Here is a 24,300-nt window from a genome sequence, read left to right as displayed (position 1 = left end):
TCACATCTTGTTTTCGGGATCTGGCCCAGACCAAGCGCCGAAACAAAAGCACGGCTCGCCGGGAGTTAATTGCGCTGGTTATACGCTGAGAGACCCTGATTGGTCAAAAGGGTTTTCCGGTGCGGGAGCTCAGCGCATTGGGCGCTTCAAATAAAACAGCCAAAGACGCTCGATTACTCCATAGTCGATCAGCTTTGGGCCGCAATGCGAGCCCGACTAATCGCCCGCTGGTCTGACATAAGAATAGCCACCAGTTTCTGCGATGATTCACGTGAAACACAATACGGTTCAGGATCGACAAGTCGCGGCCAGTGAGCGATTCACGTGAAACAGATCACTTCCCGATACAAAAGTCCCGGAAGATCACATCCAGCAGATCTTCGACATCTATGCGGCCGGTAATGCGGCCGAGATCGTCGGCCGCCCGCCTCAAATCCTCAGCCCTCAGTTCCGCAGGCAAATGATCTGCTGTGACAGCCTTCTCAAGATTGGTGAGGCAGTCATTCAAATAGTGACGGTGCCGTGACCTGGTTGCCAGGGGAACTTCGGATACCGATATCGTTTCTTTGGCAAAACATGTCAGAGCCTCGAAAAGCGCTCTCACACCGTTACGATCCTTGCTTGATGCAGGAATATCAATGGTTGTTCCGGAAGAGTCTTGTTTCGGAGGAGTCTCAAGATCCGCTTTTGTACGGACCGTCCAGACCGGAACCTCTGTTGAAAGATCGGCTGGCAGACCGCCGTCCTTGTCCGTGCTTTCAATTCCATCCGGCTCAACGGCCCACAATATCAAGTCAGCTTCCCGGCCCCGCTGTTCAGCCCTGCGGATACCTTCTTGCTCTACAACACCCTCTGCCTTGCGTAGGCCTGCCGTATCCACCAGCGTCACCGGGTAGCCGACAAGATCCAGGTGAACCTCGATAACATCCCGCGTGGTGCCAGCCTCTTCCGTAACGATCGCCACGTCCCGTCCGGCAATAGCGTTCAACAGGCTCGATTTGCCTGCGTTAGGCGCCCCCATCAAAACCACTTGGACACCCGACCGCAAACGTTCACCGCTTTTGGACCGGACGAGATGATCTTCGATCTCTGCCTTCAGCTCCCCCGCTTCCGCCCACACCTTGTCCGCTACGCTGCCTGGAACATCTTCTTCGTCTGCAAAATCAAAATCGGCTTCGATCATGGCCCGCATATGGATGAGCCGTTTCCGCCAATCATCATAGAGCTTGCCCAGCGCCCCGCCCATTTGCCTGACGGCCTGTCTGCGCTGGCTCTCTGTTTCCGATGCAATAAGATCTGCCAGGCCTTCGACTTCCGTCAGATCCATACGTCCGCCGTCAAATGCCCTTCGCGTGAATTCTCCAGGTTCTGCAGGCCGGCACGCTTCAAATTGCGCCAGACTGTTCAGGACCGCGGCAACGACCGCGCGACCGCCATGGCAGTGAATCTCGGCAACATCTTCACCGGTAAAACTGTTCGGCCCTTGAAAGTAAAGGACCAGCGCTTCATCCAACACCTCCCGCGTTTGCGGATCACGGAGTTTGGAAAGCTGGGTCTGACGGTGTGTAGGTATCTTTCGGCACAAGGAAGAAACGACCTTGCGAACCGCAGGACCGGATATCCGGATAACTGCCACTCCGGACGGCACTGAACCACTGGACAGTGCGTAGATTGTTTCCTTCATAAGATGAGGCCCATTCAGACAAGATCAGAGCTGCCTCTTTAGCAAGAGGCCGGAAGCCACTGCAAACAGTGTTTAAGGGAATTTGGTCCAGGCTCGCACGCGCTGCCATCGTTACACAGGCGATTCAAAATTGAGCTTTTGGGAAGCCTGTTTGACGTGAATCTTATCGATTCTGATTTCTTGGCCAAACCCAAAACAGACAAAGGAACCTGTCCCGGAAATCGGCGGTATCAATAGGTGTGAGGCCAATTAGTCCGCTTCCGATTCAATATGATTCACGTGAAACACCGTGCAATGCAATCGCGAAGGATATTCAAGCCAGCATGTATGCCTGTTTCACGTGAATCAAACGAGCGGATAAGCGCCCTACTCATCTACGGATTTTCACCTTTGCTTATCCCTGGATGATTTCGACAGCCGGTAGAGCACATGATTGGAAAGCGGATGATCTGCGTTCAGCATCGGGTGTTGAAAGTCTTCAGATGGGCTGTAAGTCATCCCAATCCGTTCCATTACACGCCGCGACGGGGTATTTGTGACTGTGGTGAAGGACACGATTTCTTTCAGACCGATGGTTTCAAAACCGAATCGAATCCACTCTCTTGCGGCTTCGCTCGCATAACCCATGCCCCAGGCAGAGCGTTTCAAACGCCACCCCACTTCGACACATGGAAAGAAAGGCAGAGGTTTCGGGTAATCCGGAACACTCAAACCAACAAATCCCAAAAACGCTCCGTCTGACTTTGTCTCAACCGGGCCGAAACAAAACCCATCCTTGCTGGTCTTGTCGCGCGCCCATTTTATCAAACCCGCTGTTTCGTCACGGCTGAGGGTTGCCGGAAAATAGCGCATGACTTCTGGATCAGCACAAATTTCAGCTAAAGGGTCAAGGTCGTCATCCCGCCAGCTGCGCAAGATGAGCCGATTGGTTTCCAAAAGAATGTCAGACATAAAATCCGCTTCCGAATCGAAATACGATACACGTGAAACATAGAAAACAAAAAAGGCGCAACCATCTAAGGGTCGCGCCTCTTGATATCGCGGATTGATTTCCGCATTCACTTTTTAAGTGTTCATGCTGTCGAAGAAATCATCGTTGGACTTCGTCTGTTTGAGCTTGTCGAGCAGGAACTCAACAGCATCCACGGTCCCCATCGGGTTGAGGATCCGGCGGAGCACAAAAGTCTTCTTGAGACGCTCGGCAGGAACAAGCAACTCTTCCTTACGGGTTCCGGAGCGCTGGATGTCGATTGCCGGGTAAACACGCTTGTCGGAGATTTTCCGGTCGAGGATAATCTCGGAGTTACCCGTTCCCTTGAACTCCTCAAAGATCACCTCATCCATGCGGCTGCCGGTATCGATCAGCGCTGTCGCGATGATGGTCAAAGAGCCACCCTGCTCAATGTTCCGGGCCGCACCAAAGAACCGTTTCGGGCGTTGCAGGGCATTTGCATCCACACCGCCTGTAAGAACCTTACCAGAGGACGGAACAACTGTGTTGTACGCCCGGCCCAGGCGGGTGATGGAGTCCAGCAGAATGACAACGTCTCGGCCATGTTCCACGAGCCGCTTTGCCTTTTCGATCACCATTTCAGCGACCTGAACGTGACGCGAAGCCGGTTCGTCAAATGTCGAGGAGACCACCTCACCATCAACGGTCCGCTGCATGTCGGTCACTTCTTCCGGACGCTCATCGATCAGAAGAACGATGAGATAGCATTCCGGGTGATTGGTGGTGATGGATTTGGCGATATTCTGGAGAAAGACGGTTTTACCTGTCCGCGGCGGCGCGGTGATGAGCCCGCGTTGGCCTTTACCCAGCGGTGCGACCAGATCGATAACCCGGGACGAAAGATCCTTCGCCGTTGGATCCTCAATCTCCATCTTGAATTTTTCATCCGGATACAGCGGCGTAAGATTGTCGAAATGGACCTTGTGACGGGCTTTTTCAGGATCTTCGAAATTGATCGTGTTGACCTTGAGCAGCGCAAAATACCGCTCGCCCTCTTTCGGGCTCCGGATCTGTCCCTCGACCGTGTCGCCGGTTCTGAGAGAAAAGCGGCGGATCTGCGATGGTGAGACATAGATGTCGTCCGGGCCTGGCAGATAGTTCGCATCCGGAGACCTCAAGAAGCCAAAACCGTCTTGCAGCACTTCAACGACACCTTCGCCGATGATGTCGATGTCTTGTGCTGCCAGGTTTTTAAGGATTGCGAACATCAGCTCCTGCTTGCGCATGGTGCTGGCGTTTTCGACTTCCAGCTCTTCAGCAAATTGGAGCAGTTCTGTCGGTGTTTTTTCTTTTAGATCTTTAAGTTTCATTGCCCGCATCGAGTTGGGGTGAAGGTGTTATGGGATACTTGTTCGGAGAGTGGCTCTGGACCGCTTTAAACCCGGGCCAGAAAATCTGAAAGACGTTTAGATGTGTCCAGATTATGCGTCTGATGCCGATACTATTCTACTCAGACATCTACGCTTTGAAGTGGGCCAAACGATACGTCGTTTTCCTTTGAATCGCAAGCCCGGAATTCTGCCGATTTTGTGAGCAAAATAAATAGAAACTTGCTAGGGGCCGCCGCTATGTCTGGCGGCCCTTGAGGATCAATAACCCGTCAGAATGGTTTAACGATTACCATGATAACCACAACGATCATAATGACCGTGGGTACTTCATTGATCATCCGGAAATAGCGGGTGGACCGGGTGTTTTGATCGGCTGCGAAGGTCTTGACGCATTTCGCTAAATGCCCGTGAAATCCAGACATGATGAAAACCAGGAGAAGCTTGGCGTGGAACCAGCCGTCGCTCCAGGCATTGAGTTCATAGGCGGTCCAAAGACCAAACACCCATGAGGCGATCATGGCCGGTGTCATGATCGCCTTCAAGAGCCGGCGTTCCATCACCTTGAACGTTTCCGATTGGACCGAGCCAACCTCTGCGTCTACGTGGTAGACAAACAGCCGCGGTAAATACAACAAGCCGGCCATCCACGCGATAATGGAAATGACGTGGATCGCCTTCACCCAAAGATAAAGATCCATGGGCTAGCCCCTCTTCACCATCTCAACCATGCGTGCAACATTCTCAGGATCGGCATCTGGCGTGACACCATGTCCGAGATTGAAGATGAACGGACCTTTGTCGAACGTCTTCAGGATGTGGCCTACACCGTCTTCCAATGCCTTGCCGCCGGCAACGAGCCGCATCGGATCCAGATTGCCTTGGATCGGAACCTGTTTCTGGATTTCCAATGCACGATGATCCGGTGCTGTCCAATCAAACCCGACAGCATCAACACCCGTTCCCTTGATATAAGCATCCATCCTGGCTGATGAGGCTTTGGGGAAACCGATGATCTTGGCACCAGGCCGGGCTGCTTTTACGCCGTCGACTATCTTGCGCGTTGGTTCAATGCACCAGCGCTGAAATCCGGCATCATCCAAAACACCTGCCCAGGTATCAAAGATCTGAAGCGCATCGGCGCCCGCATCCAATTGCCTGATCAGATAGGAAATCGACGCTGTCACCAGTTCATCGATGAAGCGCTGCATTAGATCCGGGTCTTTGTAAGCACCAACGCGTGCGGCCACCTGGTCCTGGGTGGTGTGTCCGGCGACCGAATAACAGGCGACCGTCCAGCAAGCCCCGCAAAAGCCGAGAAGAGTAGTTTCCTCAGGCAGCTCCGCCCGAAGCCGTGAAACCGTCTCTATGACCGGTTTGAGGTGATCTTCGGCCCTATCCTGCTCAAGACGATCGATCAATTCAGATGAAAGAGGTTCCAGAACAGGTCCGCGCCCTTCTTCAAATCTGACCGGATATCCGATGGCGTCCGGTACGACGAAGATGTCCGAAAACAAGATGCTTGCATCAAAACCATACCGGCGGATCGGCTGGAGCGTGACTTCAGTTGCAAGATCTGGGGAGTAACAGAAATCGAGAAAGTTTTTCGCCTTTGCGCGAACTTCCCGGTATTCGGGGAGATAACGGCCTGCCTGACGCATCATCCAGATGGGGGGTGGCCAGATTTTTTCACCTGAGAGAACCCGCATTACGGCTCTGTCTTTGGATTCCATACGGTCGCGCCTTTCCCACATTTCAAATCTAATAAGATTCTATATTTGAATCTGTTTTTTATATTAGAGAGTGGATTACCGGGATCCTTTTTCATCCACAATCCATCACTCCAATATCTCTTTTGGGAAAAATCCGGCGTTGAAAACACGTAAACTCCTCCCCAGGAGTCGATAACAAAAATTTGCCGGTAATTACAGCGATTTAGAAACCTGTTTACCTTTCGTTAAGAAATTGGGCGTTGGTGGATAGCCTGTCGAAATGTCACAGCGCTCATGTTGATCCCCATCAACCCACAACCGTTCCGGGATCGATATCCGCGCGTTTAGACATTGTTAATAAATTCGGCGGAGCGGGCATAAATTCGTGCTAGGCAGAAGCCAGTGACCGTAACTCCCAAAACATCAACAAGGCTGGGGATGACACAGTGAATAAGCCGAGACACTATTTTCATCTCCATCTTGTCTCGGATTCCACTGGCGAAACTCTCATGACCGTGGCGCGGGCTGCCACGGTTCAATACGAAAATGTCCAGGAAATCGAGCATGTTTATCCGTTAGTCCGCTCGCAGAAACAGCTCGACCGGGTGATCAGCGAAATCGAAAAAGCGCCGGGGATTGTTCTCTACACTTTGGTCGACGAGGAGATTGCGCAGAGACTGGAACAGAAATGCCGCGAATTGGGCACGCCCTTCGTCAATATTCTGGATCCGGTGTTCGCGGTGTTTCAATCCTATCTGAACGTTACACAGACCCACCGGATTGGCGGCCAGCATGAAATGGACGCGGAATATTTCAGCCGTATGGAAGCGCTGAATTACACCATGATGCATGACGACGGGCAGATCTGGGACGACCTTGAATCCGCTGACATCGTCCTTCTGGGAATTTCGAGAACCTCAAAGACACCGACCTGCATTTATCTCGCGAACCGCGGGATCAAGGCCGCCAATGTGCCACTGGTGCCGAACATTTCTTTGCCGGATCATGTCATGTCTTTGAAAAAGCCGATGGTTGTTGGATTGATTGCGTCCGCTGAACGTATTCAGCAAATTCGTAGGAACAGAGTTTTATCATTAAATTCAGAAGGTTATAATGATCAGTATGTTGACCGGAAAGAGATCTCCCGCGAAATAAACATGACGCGCCGACTATGAACCGAACAGAACTGGCCACTCATTGATGTCACGCGCCGGTCAATCGAGGAAACGGCGGCTGAGATCTTGACCTTGTTCAAAGACTTCAAAGCCACCCGGGATAATTCCGGATCACACTAATTAAAACGAAACGTATCAAGAGGCTTCTATGGCACTGGTTTTGGCGAGCGGCAGCAGAATTCGCGCTGAGTTGATGAAAAACGCCGGCCTTCAATTCGATGTTGATCCAGCAAGTGTAGATGAGCGCTCGGTGGAAGAACCGCTGCTGAAAGCCGGGTTTCCGCCAGAAGACCTAGCCAGTGTGTTAGCGGAAGCCAAGGCCAATGATGTGAGCGCCCGCCGCCCCAATGATCTTGTGGTTGGTGCGGATCAGATACTCGCCTTTGAGGGCGAACGCCGCACCAAACCAGAAGATATGGAAGCCGCGCGCCGCCAACTCTTGGAATTCTCCGGCAAGAGCCACGATCTCTTGTCAGCTGTTGTGATTTCAAAAGGCGGTGAAGCGATCTGGCGTCAGGTCGGTTGCCCGCTTGACCATGCGGACCTTGTCGCCGGCATTTGTCGGCCACTACTTAGCCGAGGCTGGCGACAGCGTCTTGTCGAGTGTCGGGGCCTATCAGCTGGAAGGGTTGGGCCTGCAACTCTTTGAAAAGATTAATGGTGACTATTTCACCATCCTTGGCCTTCCAATGTTGCCGCTGCTGGCGCAGCTGCGGGAGCTCGGAGTGATTGAGGCATGAGTGGACATACTAAAAAAGCGGCGATCACTGGGTTTCCGGTCGATCAATCCCGGTCTCCACTGGTGCATGGATATTGGCTCAAGAAACACGGTCTTGAGGGAGAGTATGGCCGGGTACCGGTGCCACCGGAAACAGCCACTGCCTTTTACAAGGATTTTGCCGCCTCCGGATTGATTGGCGCAAATGTGACCGTGCCTCATAAAGAGGTTGCAGCCGCAGCCTGCGCTCATTTGGACGACGCCGCCAAAGCCATGGGTGCTGCCAACACACTTTGGCTCGACGAGAGCGGGGCTTTGTGTGGTGCAAACACCGATGGGCTTGGTTTCTTGGGAAATCTGGATCAATTGGCGCCGGGTTGGGATACCGCTTGCGGAACGGCTGTCGTTCTGGGCGCTGGCGGCGCGGCGCGGGCTATCATTTGGGCTTTGCTTTCCCGCGGATTCACAACGGTGCATATCGTCAATCGGACCTTTGAAAAAGCCAAGAGTCTCGAGGATCAGTTTGGTTCAGGAACAAAGGCCCATGCTTGGGACAAGCTGGGGACACTTCTTGGAGAAGCAGATCTTCTGGTGAACACTACGGCGCTTGGCATGACGGGAAAAGCACCGCTGGAAATTGATCTTGATACGTTGCCGGTCTCCGCGCTTGTCACCGATATCGTCTATGCGCCTTTGGAGACTGGCCTGCTCAAACAGGCTACAAAACGCGGCAATAAAACGGTTGATGGCTTGGGTATGCTGCTTCACCAGGCGGTGCCGGGATTTAAACGCTGGTTTGGCGTTCGGCCAGAAGTCGATAAGGAATTACGCGAACTTGTTCTTGCCGATCTCGGAGTGACCCCTTGATCAAGCTTGGATTGACCGGATCCATCGGCATGGGCAAGTCCACCACAGCCGGTATGTTCGCAAATCTTGGTGTGCCGGTTCACGATGCCGACAAGACGGTGCACACGCTTTACAGCGGGCGGGCGGCACCTTTGATTGAGGCAGCCTTTCCGGGAACGGTTGAAAACGGACAGGTTGATAGAAAGAAGTTGTCCGCGCACGTTCTCGGCAATGCTATCGCCATGAAACGGCTTGAAGATATCGTTCATCCGCTGGTGCAGGAGGAAGAACAAGCGTTCTTGAAAAAAGCGGCTTCTGACCGCCAAAGGATTGTTGTCCTTGATATCCCCTTGCTCTTCGAAACCGGAGGCGAAAACCGCGCGGACGTCGTGGTCGTCGTTACAGCGGATGCGAGCATACAGCGTGAACGGGTATTGTCCCGGCCCGGAATGACCGAAGACCGGTTCAATGCAATCCTGGCCAAACAGATGCCGGATATTGAAAAGCGCAAAGGCGCGCATTTTCTCATTGATACCGGATTGGGCATGGAACCGGCACGCCGGAGTGTGAAGGCTATTCTGAAAGCACTGGCGCCGGGCGGTTAAGCTGAAGGTAGGGGAAAAGCCGCGCTCCTTCTTGCCTCACCTCTCATCTCCTGCACAGTGGGAGCGAGGCGAAAAGGCAAGAAGATGCGTGAAATCTCATTTGATACGGAAACGACGGGTTTGAACCCGCGTGGCGGCGACCGCTTGGTGGAAATCGGCGGTGTGGAGCTTTGGAACCACATTCCGACCGGGAAGAGCTACCACGTCTACATCAACCCGCAACGGGATATGCCTGAAGAAGCGTTTCGCGTACATGGGCTGTCGGAAGAGTTCCTGTCGGACAAGCCGCTGTTCGATCAGGTGGCCGACGCGTTTTTGGATTTTGTCGGTGATGCGACACTGGTCATCCACAATGCCGCGTTCGACATGGGTTTCATCAATATGGAACTTGAACGGGCGGGCCGCCGTCTCATCTCAAATGATCAGGTTTTGGATACGCTCGATCTTGCGCGCCGAAAGCACCCAAGCGGCCCGAATTCGCTCGATGCGCTGTGTTCGCGTTATGGCATCGACAATTCCAAACGGGTAAAGCATGGCGCGCTTCTTGACGCGGAAATCCTGGCGGAAGTCTATCTGGAGCTGATTGGCGGCCGTCAAACCGGCCTTGATCTGTCGCCGGATGCAGAGATCAGCGGTGCCACGTCAGAGGGTACCAGCGCCGGCGAATATGGAAAACTCGGCCCATTCAACGCAGCGCAAAGATCCGCGCCGCTTCAACCGCTCATACAAAATCATGAACTGTCAGCCCATCAGGCCTTTATTGAAGGCATGGGCGACGACGCGCTTTGGAAGAAATACGGAGGGTGAGCGGGATCTCGAACTAACGCCTGTGTTGATTATCCTCCTGAATAATCTGGGTTGCTAGGCTACTACCCTCTCTTTTTTCCATGTCGGCCTTGAGCTGTGACCAACGTAATTACCTCGACAGAAGTCGCGCTGGTGCATCCGTCAAGTGCCCATTCCAAAACAAAAACCCCGGCGCTGGGCCGGGGTTGAACTTTTAATTCTGAAAAACATCAAAGCATCGACGGAAGAACGCGATCCGGCGGGCGGTGGCCGTCCATGAAGGTCTTGATGTTGATAATGACCTTCTCGCCCATCTCAATCCGGCCTTCGATGGTTGCCGAACCCATATGCGGCAGGAGAACCACATTCTCGAGCTTGACGAGCTTCGGATTGACCGCAGGCTCATGCTCAAACACATCAAGACCGGCGCCTGCCAGTTCTTCAGCTTCCAGCATGCGGATAAGGGCATTTTCGTCGATGACCTCGCCGCGCGCGGTGTTCACCACATAGGCGTCCTTTTTCATCAGCTTCAAGCGCCTGGCCGAGAGCAGATGGAAAGTACCAGGCGTGTGCGGGCAATGAATAGAAACCACATCCATGCGCGCCAGCATTTGATCAAGACTTTCCCAGTAGGTGGCCTCCAGGCCCTCTTCGATCTCGGCCGGTACCCGGCGGCGATTATGGTAGTGGATCGACATGCCGAATGCCTTGGCCCGGCGCGCAACGGCCTGACCGATCCGGCCCATTCCAATAATGCCGAGACGCTTTCCCCAAATCCGGTGGCCAAGCATCCATGTTGGTGACCAGCCGGACCACTCACCGGACCCAAGGGCCCCTATTCCCGTGGCCAGCCGCCGCGGGACAGCAAGCATTAACGCCATTGTCATGTCGGCGGTGTCCTCCGTCAGGACGCCCGGCGTGTTCGTTACATTGATGCCGCGGTTGTTGGCCGTCACAACATCAATATTGTCGACACCATTGCCGAAATTGGCGATCAATTTCAGGTTTTCGCCGGCTTGGGACAGGACCGAGGAATCGACCCTGTCGGTCACTGTGGGCACCAGCACGTCGGCTGATCTGACAGCCTCCACCAACTCTGCCTGGCTAAAAGGCCGGTCATGTTCGTTGAGCCGTGTTTCAAACAACTCACGCATCCGGGTCTCGACAACATCGGGAAGCTTCCGGGTCACGACAACGACGGGCTTCTTTTTCGCCATACTTTAAGCCTTTCGCGGTTCGTTGAGTGTTTGTTAACCTCAACGGTTCCACTTTGAACCCGCGCGGCGCGCGGGCGGATGAGACGTTTCTATTTGCATACCAGATGGTTCGGCAGAAACAAGGGACCGGTTAAATTCGCCGTCAAATGCGCATGCGAGTTTCGTGGACATGCTGGTTTTTACGAGCGAATTTTAGTAAAGACTTGCCCTAAAACCGCAACCAAGAACAATTGGACTCCCGACCAATATGGCCCGAGTAATGCCGAACGTCCGATCCTATATGAAACTGCTTGCCGTGCTTGGGCTGGCCAGTTTGATTTTGGCCCCCGCAATGGCGCAGGACACAAGTAATCCGTCCGGACTGCCGCTTCCCCGATTTGTCAGCCTCAAATCCGACCGCGTCAACGTTCGGGTCGGGCCTTCCAGAGATCATGATATCGCCTGGACATTCGTGAGGTCAGGACTGCCGGTTGAAATCATCCAGGAATTCGAAAACTGGCGGCATATCAGGGATTGGGAAGGCAAACAGGGCTGGGTTTTTCATTCCCTTCTGTCCGGCCGCCGGACAGCTCTGGTAACACCCTGGGAGCGCAATGACCGGACCCCACTTCGCGCCCGGTCGCGATCTGATGCGGACATTGTTGCAGAGCTGGAACCGTTTGTCCTAGCGTCAATTTCCGGATGCGTTGGCGGCTGGTGCCGGGTCAATGGCGAAAACTTTGATGGATGGCTCGATCAGACCCGTCTTTTCGGGGTCTATCCGGATGAATTGATTGAAGAATAAGGTTCACAAAACAATGCAAAAAAGGCAGCCGATTGGCTGCCTTTTTGATTTCATGTTGGACCAGACATCAATCGGCTTTGGCCTCATGAGTCTTTAGCTCTTCAAGACGTGGCATCGACATGATGTTGTAGCCGCTGTCAACGAAGTGCACTTCGCCGGTCACGCCGCCGGAGAGATCGGACAGGAGATAAAGACCTGTGCCACCAATTTCATCTAGAGAAACAGTCCGTTGCAGCGGCGAATTGCGTTTCTGGAAATTGAACATCAGCCGGGCGTCGGAAACGCCAGAGCCTGCCAGAGTGCGGACAGGGCCTGCGGAAATTGCGTTGACACGGATGTTTTGAGGGCCGTAGTCGGCGGCAAGATAGCGAACGGACGACTCCAGAGCCGCTTTGGCAACACCCATCACATTGTAGTTCGGCATAACTTTCGTTGCGCCGCCATAGGTCAGCGTAACGATAGAGCCGCCATTGGGCATCAAGTCCGCTGCGCGCTTCGTGATTTCGGTGAACGAGAAGCACGAGATCACCATGGTGCGGGAAAAATTGTCCCGCGTGGTGTCAGCGTATTTGCCCTTAAGTTCGTTCTTGTCGGAAAACCCGATCGCGTGGACCAGGAAGTCGATGGTGCCCCATTCTTCCTTCAGCTTGGCGAAGACGGCATCTACACTGTCGATGTCTTCCACATCACACGGCAGCATCAGTGTGGAACCGACACTTTCCGCCAAGGGCTTGGTCCGCCGCCCAAAAGCTTCCCCCTGATAGGTAAACGCAAGCTCTGCGCCATGCTCCGCAAGGGTCTTGGCAATGCCCCAGGCAATCGAATGGTCATTCGCAACGCCCATAATCAGGCCGCGTTTGCCTTTCATCAAGTCAGACATTCAAAGCTCCTCAGCCGTGATAACGCGACATCGCGAGCGATGCGTTTGTGCCGCCGAAGCCGAAGCTGTTGGACAGGACGGTGTCGAGACCCGCATTATCGACGCGTGTGGTCACGATTTCTTCCGGCGTCAAGGCCGGGTCGAGTTCGTTGACGTTTGCCGAGGCGGTAATGAAGTCGTTCTGCAGCATGAGCAGGCAATAGATCGCCTCCTGGACACCGGTCGCGCCCAAGCTATGGCCAGTCAGCGATTTGGTAGAGGAAACCGGCGGCTGGTTTTCACCAAAGACGCGGCGGATTGCCTCGATCTCACCGATATCACCAACAGGTGTCGATGTGCCGTGGGAGTTGACGTAATCGACCTTGCGGTCGCCCAGCGTGCTGGTGGCAATGCGCATGCAGCGCTCACCGCCCTCACCGGATGGTGCCACCATGTCATAACCGTCCGAGTTAGCAGCGTAACCAGTCACTTCCGCGTAGATTTTTGCACCGCGAGCCTTTGCATGCTCCAGTTCTTCCAGAACAACAACACCGCCGCCACCGGCGATGACAAAACCGTCACGGGTCGCGTCATAGGCGCGGGATGCCGTTTCCGGTGTGTCGTTGTATTTTGAGGACATGGCGCCCATGGCGTCAAACAGGCAGGACAGTGTCCAGTCGAGTTCTTCGCCGCCGCCGGCAAACATCACGTCTTGCTTTCCGAACTGGATCTGTTCGGTCGCAGCGCCAATGCAGTGTGCAGATGTCGAGCAGGCGGACGTGATCGAGTAGTTGATGCCCTTGATCTTGAACGGGGTGGCAAGGCAGGCCGAGTTGGTCGAGCTCATGCCACGGGTCACCATGAACGGGCCCATCCGTTTCGGTGAGCCCTTTTCGATGACGATCTTGTGCGCCTGGAACAGGTTTTTGGTGGACGGGCCTCCGGAGCCCATGATGAGACCGGTGCGCTCGTTGGAGACGTCTTTCTCTTCCAGTCCGCTGTCGGAGATCGCCTGTTGCATCGAAATGTAGTTATAGGCGGCGCCGTCGCCCATGAACCGCAGCTGGCGCTTGTCGATCAGCTCTGCAATGTCAACGTTTGGCATGCCATGAACTTGGCTGCGAAAGCCATGCTCTGCATAATCTGGGGCAAAGCTGATGCCGGATTTCCCCTCCCGCAAGCTCGCGAGAACTTCTTGGGCGTTAGATCCGATGGAGGAAACGATACCGATCCCGGTGACGACAACGCGTCTCATTGCGGTCTCCTAGTGTTCAAAGTAGGTCAGGCCTATGTGGCGAGCCTGGTCAGTATATGCAAACCGGCGCGTCCATGTTGCGGGAGCGCCGGATTTTTGGCCGATGCTGGTAACTCAGATCAGGTTTGGGTGGAAAGCCCGACCCGCAGATCCGTTGCCTTGTAGATCTGTTCGCCGTCCGCCTTAAGCCAGCCATCGGCGATGCCGAGAACCAGACGGCCTTTCATGACCCGTTTGAAATCAACACCATATTCGACCAGCTTGGTTTCCGGTGTGACCATTCCCTTGAATTTTACTTCGCCGGTGGACAAGGCCATGCCTTTACCGGGAAGTCCGAGCCAGCCAAGGTAGAACCCTGTCAGCTGCCATAGGGCATCAAGACCGAGGCAGCCCGGCATGATCGGGTTGCCCTGAAAGTGGCACGGGAAGAACCAGAGATCCGGTTTGATATCGAATTCTGCCCGGATAAACCCCTTGTCATACTCGCCGCCGGCTTCGGAAATCTCCGTAATCCGGTCGAACATCAACATTGGCGGCAGCGGCAATTGAGCATTGCCCTCGCCAAACAGCTCGCCGCGGCCGCAGGCGAGAAGAGCTTCGTAATCGTAGCTGGAGCGGCGCTCGGTCATTCAAGATCCGTTGTTTTTGGTTCCGTCTCAAGCGTTCTAACAGACGGAAGCGGTTTGTTTTTGATTGGTTTGCGGCGCCTTCCTAACACAGGGGAACCATGACTGAAAGATGTCAGTTCGGCAAAGCAACTCGCATTTTTGCTGATTTAGAACGTTTGGAAGCTGATTTTCGCCGCCCGGCGGCATCTGGCAAGATCAGGCGAACTGCGTTAAAACTTGCACATTAGAGGCAATAAATGCCACATATAGGAAAGTTCACGGGTTTTGAACCCGGCAGCCGCATACTGGCTGGATCATTTGGATCAGGACAGAGTGACGAGCTTCTTGGACGAGACAGGAATGACGACACACCACGTTGAAAACGGAATGACGGAAAAAGCCGTACGGAATATTTTGCGGGACGCTGGGCTGCGCCCAACGCGCCAGCGGGTTTCGCTCGCGGAAATTCTATATTCCAAGGGGGACCGGCATATTTCCGCGGAACTGCTTCATGAAGAAGCAGTCAGTGCTGATGTGCCTGTGTCATTGGCAACAGTCTACAATACGCTCCATCAGTTCACGGAAGCCGGGCTTCTGCGCGAAGTCGCGATCGACGGCAACAAGACCTACTTCGATACCAACGTTTCCGACCACCACCACTTCTTTATCGAAGGTGAGAACCGGGTCATTGATATCCCTGGAGAGGGTGTTGGGATCGGATCCATTCCGCATGCACCGGAAGGTATGGAAGTGGTTCGGGTGGATGTTGTGGTTCGTGTTCGGCCCAAGACGTAACGAGGCTCGTTGCAGAGCACCGGGTGTTTTGTAAGAAACGCCCAAAGCTGATCTAGGCCAAGCCCTTCTCGACATAGCGCAGTTTCCAGACATAGTAATCGGCGGTTGCGCCGATTTCGGTCAAGTGGAGTTGCCCATCCGCTTCAAAGCCGATTTTCTTCAGGACATTTGAAGATGCCGCATTGTCCGGTGCGGTGATGGCGCAAAGCGTCCGCAGCTTCAGAACCTTTCCGGCAAACTCAAGCACGGCTGTTGCAGCTTCCCTGGCAAAGCCGCGGCCCCGGTATTTTTCCAGAAGGGCGTATCCAAGGTCCGGATGTTCGAGCTCTTTCCGGAACACAAGGCCGCATACGCCGACAGGGTCACCCGTTTCCTTCAATTCGACTACCCAGAGACCAACCTTGTGTTGGGCGAACCGTGCGAGCGATTTGCCCTTAATGTACTGGAGGGCGTCCTCTTCCGTCTTCAGATCATGGTTTGCAATGAACCGGATATAGTCCGGTTCATTCATCAGCTTCAGATAAAACGCTGCGTCGTTTGTCGACGGAAGCCTGAACCGCAACCGCTCACAAGCCGGGAAGGGACCGAGGGGGAAACTCAAGCTGCGGTGTCCTTCAAAATCAATGCCTTGGTTCTCACTGCGATGTCAGGGATCGCGTCAAATTTTTCTTTTTCCGGGCTTTTGCATAGGTCATAGATTACGCAGCGTTTGCATTCGGGTTTTCGAGCCTTGCAGATGTATCGCCCGTGCAAGATCAGCCAATGATGCGCATGTAGGGAAAACTCGACTGGGACGGCTTTTTCCATAGCCTTTTCAACGTCTAATGGAGTCTTGCCAGGTGCAATTCCAATCCGGTTCCCCAGCCGGAACAAATGTGTGTCGACTGCAATGGTCGGGTGTCCGAAAAAGATATTGAGGACAACATTCGCGGTCTTGCGGCCAACTCCGGGCAGCTTTTCCAGTGCTTCCCGGTTTTCAGGAACTTCGCCACCATGATCGCGGATGAGCTGTTCCGACATGAGGATGACATTTTTGGCTTTGGTCTTGAAAAGGCCGATTGTCCGGATCTCTTCGCGGACGCGGTCTTCACCAAGCGCAACCATTTTTTCCGGCGTGTCGGCAATTTGGAACAAATGCTTGGTTGCACGGTTGACGCCGACATCGGTTGCCTGAGCGGACAAAAGAACCGCAACTAGCAAAGTATAGGCATTGATATAATCCAGCTCACCCTCAGGCTCGGGATTATCCGCATGGAACCTTTCAAAAATCGCGTAGGCTTCGGCCTTGCTGTAGCGTGAGCGCTTCAAAACCCGTCCTGGATTGTCAACGGAAGGCGCTTTCTTAAGTATTTTCGCCGGTTTGCCAGGGCGTTTTGCGGCGCGTTTGGCAGATTTGGCGTTCGGCTGGCTCTTTGCTTCGCTCATGTTCTTTCTATAATCTCAAGGCATGAGCGAGAACAATCCGAAACACGATAAAATGGACGATTTTTCCGAGGAAGACCGGCCTTTTTTCTCGGCAGTTCTGACACCGCACCGGTCCTTGGGTCCAAACGGTTTCATGATTCTCATGGGCTGTTTCGGCCTCATTAGCTTTGTGGCCGGCATCATATTTTGGCAAATTGGTGCGTGGCCTGTCTTTGGTTTTTTCGGCCTGGATGTTGCGCTCCTCTATTTGGCGTTCAGGCTCAATTACGCATCTGCACGTGCCTATGAAGAAATCAAAGTGTCCCGGAACGAGATCGTAATCCGCAAAATCGGGCCCGGCCGGCGGGAGCTGGAATTCAAGTTCAATCCCTTGTGGGTCCGCCTTTCCGTTGAACGGATTGAAGACGAGGGCGTCACCGCCATTTCGTTGACCAGCCGGGGGGAAACTGTTGATCTCGGCCAGTTTCTCAATCCGGAGGACCGGACGAGTTTTGCCGGTGCCATGGCAAATGCCCTTGCTACGGCAAAATCCAGCACCTTCTGATCCGGGCTAATTTTGAGCATGCCGCCGGCCCCCAAGAGCAACCGCACAAAGCGCCGTTGCTGAACAGGCCGCAGCGACAAAAAGGACAGCCCGGAAATCGAAGCTGCTCGCGATGAACCCCATCGACACACTGCCGATCATACCACCCAGGAAAAGACTGTTCATATAGGTTGCCGTTGCCCGACCCAACCGGTTCGGAGCGAAGCTTTGCACATAGGTTATCGCCACGCCCGCGAACAAGCCGTAATACAATCCCTCCAAAGCCGAAATTGCAGCCACGTGCCATATCGAGGAGGCGATCGAGAATAGAAGCATCCCGGCAATTCCAAGGGCAGCTGAGGCGAGGAGCACGGGCTTGAAGCCAAAGCGCTCCGCCAGAAATGCCGACACAAAGATCGCACCAATTTCAACCGCACATTTGATTGAAAGCGATAAGCCTGGCGTGAACTCGGGCAATGCCACTTCTGTTACGAAATAGAGGGGCATTGCAGAGACGAACAAGGAATTTGTGGCTGTGAAAAGGACGCAGGTTCCACCGGCCAGCAGGAGGCCCCAGTTCACCGGCCCACCGGTGTTTTGTTTCCTTGTTTTGCTTGGGGCCCGAAATCCGTTTGGGATGGACAGAAGCATAACGAAAAGCCAAACGGCGCCAAGAAGGGCTGCAATTAAAAAGGCTGCCGTAAAGCCCGACACCGCAATAACAGAGTAACTGAGTGCAGGGCCGATCATCCAGCCAAGAGAAACGGAAATGCGCAGCCACGAGTTCATGGCGGTCGTGTCGAGCTGCAATTGCTCGGCCCTCACCCGGCCATAAGCGAACCCGATCCCGGACCCCATATTGGTGAGGCTCATCAGGGGGATAGTGACCGCCAGAAAAACAGGTAAGGAGCTGACCTGCGACAAGGCAAGGCACATGGTGATGAAAGACAGTGCTGCAATCATCAAGAGCGTGCGAACAGCTATGCTCTGATCGAACTTCTCGCCAGCCCACCTGTTGGTCACAAGTGTCAGTGGTATGACGACCCCGGTGTAAAGACCCACCTGCCAGGGGGGGCGCCCAGCCCTTCAACGATGAAATACGCCAGTGTCGGCACGGTCGCGCCAATGCACAGGCTGTTTATGAACAAAAGCCCGACGGCCAGAAGCATCGCTCTTGGCGGGAAAGATAATTTGGAAAGCAAAGGTTGAGTCGCTTCATCGAAAGGCAGGAGCCTGAACCTGACGATTTGACGGTTGCGGGTCAAGTTCAATCACCATTTGGTTGCAGTGCAGCAGGACTTCCCGTCTAATACGGACTGGAGATCAAGCAAGAGGTGCCGCATGCCGTCTTTTCACCTACCTCTTTCTGGAGATGTGACGCAGGCCATCAATCCGTGGACCGCTATGTTCCGGGCCATGGGGAGTCAATTTGGCCTGATCAACATAAATCTTGGCCGGTCATCTGCTCCGGAAGTCGAGCAGGATATCCTGACCGAAGTCGGCAGTTACGGCCGCCAGATTGGACGCATCAGTGATGTTCTGGAGGTCCTGATCGATCAAGTCGAATTCAAAAAAAACCTGTCCGAGAAGGACAGGGAAACCTTGGAGGTTTTCAAGGCCATGCAGTTGGAAATCGCCGAGATTAAAGCCTGGCACCGTACTGCGGGATCAAAGGCGGACAAAACCTCCGCAAAATGATGTCCTTAGCGCCAGCAGGTCCGCTTGTCTGAGGTGCTGACTGGCAAAACACTCCGGCTTGGATTGAGGACGAAGCGCCGGCCTTATCCGCAAAACGTGGTGCTTTTACTCCTGAGCCTGCATGGCCTTCAGTTTGTAGAGCGCGTCCAGGGCTTCGCGCGGGGTCATGTCATCCGGATTGAAATTTGAAAGCGCCGTTAGGGCAGCGCTTTCTGGGGCGGATACGGCTGTTGGTGCCGCGGCTTGGGGGCTCAAGCTTGCAAACAGTGGCAGCTCATCGATCAGCGTTTCTGACGCTGTATTCCTGTCCTGCTCTTCCAGCTGGCTCAAGACCTGTTTGGAGCGCTCCACAACCATCGCCGGCAGCCCGGCGAGTTTGGCCACCTGGATACCGTAAGACCGGTCGGCGGCACCGGGCACAATCTCATGCAGGAAGATGACGTCCCCATTCCACTCCTTGACCGACACCGTGGCATTGGACAGGCGGTCGAGTTTGGCGGAAAGCGCCGTCAACTCATGATAATGCGTCGCGAACAGAGCGCGGGACTTGTTGACTTCGTGCAGATGCTCGATGGTTGCCCAGGCAATCGAAAGGCCGTCGAATGTGGCGGTGCCCCGGCCAATTTCATCCAGAATAACCAGGGACCGGTCACCGGCCTGATTGAGAATGGCAGCCGTCTCCACCATTTCCACCATGAAGGTCGAGCGGCCACGGGCAAGATCATCTGCTGCCCCGACCCGTGAGAACAGGCGGTCGACAACACCGATATGCGCGGAAAGCGCAGGCACATATCCGCCCATTTGCGCCAATACGGCAATGAGTGCGTTTTGCCGCAAGAAGGTGGACTTACCGGCCATGTTGGGGCCGGTGATCAGCCAGATATGCCCGATATCTTCTCCAGCTTCCGGGCCCAGATCGGCATCGTTTGCCACAAAGCTCTCGCCGCCCCCTTTTCGTAGGGCCTGTTCTACGACAGGGTGCCGTCCGCCCTTGATTTCGAATGCTCGGCTGTCGTCAATTAGCGGGCGCGAATAATTCTCTTCCTGGGCAAGCTTGGCCAAAGCCGCGGACACATCGAGTTTGGATAGGCCATGGGCGGCTGACTTGATCGCCGCGCCGGCTTCGATAATGGCGGCAGTGAGCCGGTCGAAGATCTCCAGCTCGATGGCCATGGCGCGCTCGCCGGCACTGGCAATCTTGGATTCAAGATCGGCAAGTTCCGTGGTGGTGAATCGCATGGCGCCGGCCATGGTCTGCCGGTGAATGAACCGGCCGGGATCGGCTGTCAGCTTTTCCGTTTGCGCGGTGGGGGCTTCGATGAACCAGCCGAGAACATTGTTGTGTTTGATCTTCAGGGACCGCAGACCAAGTTCTTCGGAATAGTCGGCCTGCAGCTTGGCGATCACCTTCCGGCTTTCGTCGCGAAGCGCCCGAAGTTCATCAAGGTCGGCATTGTATCCGCTGGCGACAAAGCCGCCGTCGCGCTTCAGGAGCGGCGGCTCATCTTTGATGGCAGCCAGCAATTCGGATCCAAGGCCGTGCGGGGCTTGTTCGAGGCTCGCACGGGCCGCTGCAATCTCCGCTGGGATCTCAGATGGGGTTGCGCCGGTCTGCTCCAGTACGGCAAGGGAAGCCGTCAGTCCGTGTGCTATGGCCAGGATATCACGCGGCCCGCCGCGGCTAAGCGCGATCCTAGACAGCGCGCGCGCCATATCCGGCGCTCCTTTCAGCGTTTGCCGCAGGCTTTCGCGCATGATTTCGTTCTCTAAGAAGAACGATACCGCGTACTGGCGCCGGTGAATGGCATCCACATCCACCAGCGGGCCTGCAAGACGGCTTGCAAGCAGACGGGAGCCGCCTCCGGTCACAGTCCTGTCTATGGTTGCAAGCAATGATCCCTGCCGTTCGCCGGACAGGGTGCGCGACAATTCTAGATTGGCCCGTGTAGCCGGATCGATCAGCATCCGGCCTGCGCCCGCTTCGCGGACTGGCGGATCAAGGGGCGGTCTTTCGCCGAGTTGTGTTTTTTCGACATAGGCGAGAATGCCTGCGGCGGCAGACAATTCGGCACGTGTAAACGTTCCAAAGCCGTCCAGAGTTTTCACGCCGAAATAGTGAGACAGGCGATCGGCCGCAGTGGATCCGTCAAAAAACGTGCGGGGAACCGGCGAGAGCGCGCCGCCTGACTGTTCTGCGATCTGCCTGAGATCACTCTCTTGAAGCAGCATGTCGGCTATGATCAGTTCGCGCGGAGCAACTTGAGCCAAGTCAGCCGCCAGCCGCTGGTGATCCGTCTCGGACACCTGAAATGTGCCAGTCGACATGTCGATCCATGCAAGTCCATAAACGGCATCGCCGGTCAGAGATCCGCCTTTGAGCCGCGTCAAGGCCATCAGGTAATTGTTGGCACCGGAGTCCAGCAATCGTTCCTCGGTCAGCGTTCCAGGCGTGACGAGGCGCACAACATCCCGGCGGACCACCGACTTTGAACCGCGCTTTTTCGCTTCTGCAGGATCTTCCGTTTGCTCGCAGACCGAAACGCGGTGGCCCAGCGCGATCAGTTTTTGCAGGTAATCATCAGCTGCGTGCACGGGCACACCGCACATTGGGATGTCATTTCCCTGGTGCTTGCCGCGTTTGGTCAGTGTTATGCCCAGCGCGCGGGCTGCCACCTCTGCATCTTCAAAAAACAGCTCGTAGAAATCTCCCATCCGGTAAAACAGAAGGCTGTCCGGGTTGGCTGTTTTGATCTCGATGTACTGGGCCATCATCGGCGTCACTTTCGTGTCTGCCGGGGCCGTGTTTTGCACGCTTGCCTGGGTCATGCCTTTTTCCTAGCAAACCTCGCGGGCCATTCCACGATTGGCGTATGGCATCTTGTCTTGAGGCTTTATTTTTCAGGGGATAAGGTCAATGTCCCGCCCGCCGGAAAGCGCAAAAAATCTCGAGGAAACGCCGCCGTTATGTCCGCCAAAAAGACTTCGCCCAAGACCGCTGTCAGCTTCACCGAACAAGAAGCCCTACAGTTTCACCAACAGGGAAAGCCGGGAAAGCTGGAGGTGACGCCGACCAAACCCATGGCGACACAGCGTGACTTGTCACTGGCCTATTCGCCAGGTGTTGCCGTCCCGGTGCGGGCGATTGCCGAGGATCCAAGCCGGGCTTACGACTACACCACCAAGGGAAATCTTGTGGCTGTGATCTCCAATGGCACTGCGATCCTGGGCCTCGGGAATCTTGGGGCACTGGCCTCAAAGCCGGTGATGGAGGGTAAATCCGTTCTGTTCAAGCGGTTCGCCGATGTGGATTCCATTGATTTGGAGATCGATACGCAAGACGTCGACGAGTTCGTGAATTCGGTCCGTTACATGGGCCCGTCCTTTGGCGGGATTAACCTGGAGGACATCAAGGCTCCGGATTGCTTTATCATCGAACAGCGCCTCCGCGAGTTGATGGATATTCCGGTCTTTCATGATGATCAGCACGGCACGGCGATCATCGCGGCTGCCGGCCTCATCAACGCACTGCACCTGACCGGCCGGGATATGAAAGACACGAAAGTGGTCTGCAACGGCGCCGGTGCTGCGGGAATTGCCTGTATCGAGCTGATTAAGGCCATGGGCATTCCGCATGATAATGTCACGCTATGCGACACAAAGGGCGTGATCTACAAAGGCCGCGCGGAGGGCATGAACCAATGGAAATCGGCCCATGCGATCGAGTCCGACAACCGGTCTCTCTATGATGCGCTGAAGGGTGCGGATGTCTTCTTCGGTGTTTCCGTCAAAGGCGCCCTCACGCCGGACATGCTGCGTGTCATGGCGCCCAACCCGATCATCTTTGCAATGGCCAATCCGGATCCGGAAATCACACCGGAAGAAGCGGCCGAAGTCCGCGACGATGCTATTGTTGCCACCGGCCGGTCGGATTATCCCAATCAGGTCAATAACGTTCTCGGGTTTCCGTACATCTTCCGGGGGGCGCTGGACGTCCAGGCAACGACCATTAACGACGACATGAAAGTGGCGTGTGCCCAAGCGCTGGCAGAGCTGGCCCGGGAAGAGGTTCCCGATGAGGTGGCGGCTGCTTATCGCGGAAACCGGCCGAAATTCGGGCCCGAATACATTATTCCGGTGCCGTTCGATCCCCGATTGATGTTCACAATTCCGCCTGCCGTTGCCCAGGCCGCCATGGATTCCGGTGTTGCCAAGCGCCCGATCGTCGACATGGATGCCTACAAGCATGAACTTTCCGCGCGGCGTGACCCTGTTGCGGGCACCTTGCAGCGGATTTTCTCAAAAGTCCGCCAGCAGCCCAAACGCGTTGTCTTTGCCGAAGGCGAGGAAGAGCCGGTGATCCGCGCGGCGGCAAGTTTTGTTGCCCAGGGCCTTGGCGAAGCCATCCTGATCGGCCGCGAGGACGAGATCAAATCCATGGCCCACCAGGCCGGTATCGATATCGAGCGCAGCGGTGTTTCCATTCAAAACGCGCGCCTGTCGGACCGGAATACGGATTACGCGCAATATCTTTATGCCCGCCTCCAGCGCAAAGGTTACTTGCTGCGCGATTGCCAGCGCATGGTGAACAACGACCGGAACTATTGGGGGGCAGTCATGGTGGCGCGCGGCGATGCCGACGCCATGGTGACAGGCTTGACCCGTAACTATTCAGTGGCGCTCGACACGGTTAAGGCAACGATTGATCCGAAGCCGGGCCACCGGGTGATCGGGGTGTCCCTGGCTCTGGCGAAAGGCCGGACAGTCCTGATTGCCGATACTGCCGTGATCGATATGCCGAATTCCGAAGAGCTGGCGGATATTGCCGAGGAAGCGGCCCATGTTGCCCGCAAGCTCGGTTATGAGCCGCGTGTTGCCATGCTGGCTTATTCCACATTTGGCCACCCGCGCGGTGAGCGGTCGGAGAAAGTGCAGGAAGCGGTGCACATTCTGGACCGGCGCCGGGTGGATTTTGAGTATGACGGTGAGATGGCCGCCGATGTTGCGCTAAACCTCGACCGGATGGCCGCCTACCCGTTCTGCCGCCTGTCCGGCCCTGCCAACGTTCTGGTCATGCCAGCGTTTCACTCGGCCTCAATTTCAACGAAAATGCTCCAGGAATTGGGCGGAGCAACAGTGATCGGTCCGCTTCTGGTCGGGTTCGACAAGTCGATCCAGATTGTTCCATTGGGGGCCAAGGACAGCGACATCGTCAACATGGCAGCCATCGCCGCGTTTAACGTGACCTGATCGCTGTCCTTCTGAACGTCGAT

At 55.0% G+C, this 24,300-nt stretch carries 20 protein-coding genes and 3 pseudogenes; 10 read left to right on the top strand and 13 right to left on the bottom strand.

What is annotated here, in order from left to right:
- Positions 1-334 precede the first annotated feature (334 nt).
- The 5 genes and pseudogenes from mnmE to hemE form a co-directional block, all read right to left on the bottom strand.
- Entirely contained in the window at positions 335-1,684 is a 1,350-nt protein-coding gene (mnmE, locus tag E1180_RS07050; RefSeq protein ID WP_155190463.1) for a tRNA uridine-5-carboxymethylaminomethyl(34) synthesis GTPase MnmE, read from the bottom strand.
- A 384-nt stretch (positions 1,685-2,068) separates the two neighbouring features.
- Complete coding sequence (locus E1180_RS07045) at positions 2,069-2,746, bottom strand: GNAT family N-acetyltransferase (RefSeq protein WP_208996981.1); 678 nt, start codon at positions 2,744-2,746, stop codon at positions 2,069-2,071.
- Between the two features lie 3 nt (positions 2,747-2,749).
- Positions 2,750-4,015, bottom strand: a complete 1,266-nt coding sequence (rho, locus tag E1180_RS07040; RefSeq protein ID WP_155190462.1) for a transcription termination factor Rho — start codon at positions 4,013-4,015, stop codon at positions 2,750-2,752.
- A 281-nt stretch (positions 4,016-4,296) separates the two neighbouring features.
- A pseudogene (gene hemJ / locus E1180_RS07035) lies at positions 4,297-4,728 on the bottom strand (protoporphyrinogen oxidase HemJ); the annotation flags it as partial.
- Entirely contained in the window at positions 4,729-5,757 is a 1,029-nt protein-coding gene (hemE, locus tag E1180_RS07030; protein WP_208996980.1) for a uroporphyrinogen decarboxylase, read from the bottom strand.
- A 425-nt stretch (positions 5,758-6,182) separates the two neighbouring features.
- Between hemE and E1180_RS07025 the strand changes: the two are divergent.
- The 5 genes and pseudogenes from E1180_RS07025 (at position 6,183) to dnaQ (ending at position 9,887) form a co-directional block, all read left to right on the top strand.
- Positions 6,183-7,031, top strand: a pseudogene (locus E1180_RS07025) (pyruvate, water dikinase regulatory protein).
- Positions 7,032-7,059: 28 nt separating this feature from the next.
- A pseudogene (locus E1180_RS07020) lies at positions 7,060-7,651 on the top strand (Maf family protein).
- On the top strand, positions 7,648-8,496 hold the full coding sequence (locus tag E1180_RS07015; protein WP_155190460.1) for a shikimate dehydrogenase: 849 nt from the start codon (positions 7,648-7,650) through the stop codon (positions 8,494-8,496). The pseudogene E1180_RS07020 and the gene E1180_RS07015 overlap by 4 nt, the downstream one beginning before the upstream one ends.
- Positions 8,493-9,080: a dephospho-CoA kinase gene (gene coaE, locus E1180_RS07010; protein ID WP_155190459.1), complete on the top strand. Its 588-nt coding sequence runs from the start codon at positions 8,493-8,495 to the stop codon at positions 9,078-9,080. The genes E1180_RS07015 and coaE overlap by 4 nt, the downstream gene beginning before the upstream one ends.
- A gap of 84 nt (positions 9,081-9,164) precedes the next feature.
- Positions 9,165-9,887 (top strand): DNA polymerase III subunit epsilon, encoded by a 723-nt coding sequence (gene dnaQ, locus E1180_RS07005; protein ID WP_155190458.1) that lies wholly within the window; start codon positions 9,165-9,167, stop codon positions 9,885-9,887.
- A gap of 209 nt (positions 9,888-10,096) precedes the next feature.
- Here the strand turns inward: dnaQ and E1180_RS07000 are convergent, their stop codons facing one another.
- Positions 10,097-11,083, bottom strand: coding sequence for a 2-hydroxyacid dehydrogenase (locus E1180_RS07000; RefSeq protein WP_155190457.1), 987 nt, complete (start codon positions 11,081-11,083; stop codon positions 10,097-10,099).
- Between the two features lie 331 nt (positions 11,084-11,414).
- Here E1180_RS07000 and E1180_RS06995 point away from each other — a divergent pair, with 331 nt between their 5' ends.
- Positions 11,415-11,867: an SH3 domain-containing protein gene (locus E1180_RS06995; RefSeq protein WP_244313993.1), complete on the top strand. Its 453-nt coding sequence runs from the start codon at positions 11,415-11,417 to the stop codon at positions 11,865-11,867.
- A gap of 67 nt (positions 11,868-11,934) precedes the next feature.
- Here the strand turns inward: E1180_RS06995 and fabI are convergent, their stop codons facing one another.
- The 3 genes from fabI to fabA form a co-directional block, all read right to left on the bottom strand.
- Entirely contained in the window at positions 11,935-12,747 is an 813-nt protein-coding gene (gene fabI / locus E1180_RS06990; RefSeq protein ID WP_155190456.1) for an enoyl-ACP reductase FabI, read from the bottom strand.
- A gap of 10 nt (positions 12,748-12,757) precedes the next feature.
- Positions 12,758-13,981: a beta-ketoacyl-ACP synthase I gene (gene fabB, locus E1180_RS06985; RefSeq protein ID WP_155190455.1), complete on the bottom strand. Its 1,224-nt coding sequence runs from the start codon at positions 13,979-13,981 to the stop codon at positions 12,758-12,760.
- Between the two features lie 119 nt (positions 13,982-14,100).
- Entirely contained in the window at positions 14,101-14,610 is a 510-nt protein-coding gene (gene fabA / locus E1180_RS06980; RefSeq protein ID WP_155190454.1) for a 3-hydroxyacyl-[acyl-carrier-protein] dehydratase FabA, read from the bottom strand.
- Between the two features lie 339 nt (positions 14,611-14,949).
- Here fabA and irrA point away from each other — a divergent pair, with 339 nt between their 5' ends.
- Positions 14,950-15,384 (top strand): iron response transcriptional regulator IrrA, encoded by a 435-nt coding sequence (gene irrA / locus E1180_RS06975; RefSeq protein WP_280115228.1) that lies wholly within the window; start codon positions 14,950-14,952, stop codon positions 15,382-15,384.
- Between the two features lie 52 nt (positions 15,385-15,436).
- Here irrA and E1180_RS06970 read toward each other — a convergent pair whose 3' ends face one another.
- Together E1180_RS06970 and nth are read right to left on the bottom strand one after the other, a co-directional pair.
- Positions 15,437-15,985: a GNAT family N-acetyltransferase gene (locus tag E1180_RS06970; RefSeq protein WP_155190453.1), complete on the bottom strand. Its 549-nt coding sequence runs from the start codon at positions 15,983-15,985 to the stop codon at positions 15,437-15,439.
- Positions 15,982-16,809, bottom strand: coding sequence for an endonuclease III (nth, locus tag E1180_RS06965; RefSeq protein WP_155190452.1), 828 nt, complete (start codon positions 16,807-16,809; stop codon positions 15,982-15,984). The genes E1180_RS06970 and nth overlap by 4 nt, the downstream gene beginning before the upstream one ends.
- Before the next feature lie 22 nt (positions 16,810-16,831).
- Here nth and E1180_RS06960 point away from each other — a divergent pair, with 22 nt between their 5' ends.
- Entirely contained in the window at positions 16,832-17,353 is a 522-nt protein-coding gene (locus tag E1180_RS06960; protein ID WP_155190451.1) for a DUF2244 domain-containing protein, read from the top strand.
- 6 nt (positions 17,354-17,359) lie between these two features.
- Here E1180_RS06960 and E1180_RS06955 read toward each other — a convergent pair whose 3' ends face one another.
- A complete protein-coding gene (locus E1180_RS06955) occupies positions 17,360-18,394 on the bottom strand; it encodes an MFS transporter (protein WP_155190450.1) in 1,035 nt (344 codons plus the stop codon).
- 279 nt (positions 18,395-18,673) lie between these two features.
- Between E1180_RS06955 and E1180_RS06950 the strand changes: the two genes are divergently transcribed.
- Positions 18,674-19,030, top strand: coding sequence for a hypothetical protein (locus E1180_RS06950; protein ID WP_155190449.1), 357 nt, complete (start codon positions 18,674-18,676; stop codon positions 19,028-19,030).
- Positions 19,031-19,135: 105 nt separating this feature from the next.
- On the opposite strand, the gene mutS is transcribed toward E1180_RS06950, so the two are convergent.
- Positions 19,136-21,856 (bottom strand): DNA mismatch repair protein MutS, encoded by a 2,721-nt coding sequence (gene mutS / locus E1180_RS06945; RefSeq protein WP_155190448.1) that lies wholly within the window; start codon positions 21,854-21,856, stop codon positions 19,136-19,138.
- Positions 21,857-21,994: 138 nt separating this feature from the next.
- Here mutS and E1180_RS06940 point away from each other — a divergent pair, with 138 nt between their 5' ends.
- Positions 21,995-24,277: an NADP-dependent malic enzyme gene (locus E1180_RS06940; protein WP_155190447.1), complete on the top strand. Its 2,283-nt coding sequence runs from the start codon at positions 21,995-21,997 to the stop codon at positions 24,275-24,277.
- Positions 24,278-24,300 lie beyond the last annotated feature (23 nt).

The organism is Roseibium denhamense (genome assembly GCF_009711415.1).
GTDB lineage: Bacteria > Pseudomonadota > Alphaproteobacteria > Rhizobiales > Stappiaceae > Roseibium > Roseibium denhamense.
This window is presented reverse-complemented; position numbering and strand designations above follow the sequence as displayed.

Excerpts from the sequence above, each read along its gene's own strand:
- mnmE (WP_155190463.1), bottom strand. The coding sequence starts at position 1,684 with ATGAAGGAAACAATCTACGCACTGTCCAGTGGTTCAGTGCCGTCCGGA.
- rho (WP_155190462.1), bottom strand. The coding sequence starts at position 4,015 with ATGCGGGCAATGAAACTTAAAGATCTAAAAGAAAAAACACCGACAGAA.
- hemE (WP_208996980.1), bottom strand. The coding sequence starts at position 5,757 with ATGGAATCCAAAGACAGAGCCGTAATGCGGGTTCTCTCAGGTGAAAAA.
- E1180_RS07015 (WP_155190460.1), top strand. The coding sequence starts at position 7,648 with ATGAGTGGACATACTAAAAAAGCGGCGATCACTGGGTTTCCGGTCGAT.
- dnaQ (WP_155190458.1), top strand. The coding sequence starts at position 9,165 with ATGCGTGAAATCTCATTTGATACGGAAACGACGGGTTTGAACCCGCGT.
- E1180_RS07000 (WP_155190457.1), bottom strand. The coding sequence starts at position 11,083 with ATGGCGAAAAAGAAGCCCGTCGTTGTCGTGACCCGGAAGCTTCCCGAT.
- E1180_RS06995 (WP_244313993.1), top strand. The coding sequence starts at position 11,415 with ATGGCGCAGGACACAAGTAATCCGTCCGGACTGCCGCTTCCCCGATTT.
- fabI (WP_155190456.1), bottom strand. The coding sequence starts at position 12,747 with ATGTCTGACTTGATGAAAGGCAAACGCGGCCTGATTATGGGCGTTGCG.
- fabB (WP_155190455.1), bottom strand. The coding sequence starts at position 13,981 with ATGAGACGCGTTGTCGTCACCGGGATCGGTATCGTTTCCTCCATCGGA.
- fabA (WP_155190454.1), bottom strand. The coding sequence starts at position 14,610 with ATGACCGAGCGCCGCTCCAGCTACGATTACGAAGCTCTTCTCGCCTGC.
- irrA (WP_280115228.1), top strand. The coding sequence starts at position 14,950 with ATGACGACACACCACGTTGAAAACGGAATGACGGAAAAAGCCGTACGG.
- nth (WP_155190452.1), bottom strand. The coding sequence starts at position 16,809 with ATGAGCGAAGCAAAGAGCCAGCCGAACGCCAAATCTGCCAAACGCGCC.
- E1180_RS06960 (WP_155190451.1), top strand. The coding sequence starts at position 16,832 with ATGAGCGAGAACAATCCGAAACACGATAAAATGGACGATTTTTCCGAG.
- E1180_RS06950 (WP_155190449.1), top strand. The coding sequence starts at position 18,674 with ATGCCGTCTTTTCACCTACCTCTTTCTGGAGATGTGACGCAGGCCATC.
- mutS (WP_155190448.1), bottom strand. The coding sequence starts at position 21,856 with ATGACCCAGGCAAGCGTGCAAAACACGGCCCCGGCAGACACGAAAGTG.
- E1180_RS06940 (WP_155190447.1), top strand. The coding sequence starts at position 21,995 with ATGTCCGCCAAAAAGACTTCGCCCAAGACCGCTGTCAGCTTCACCGAA.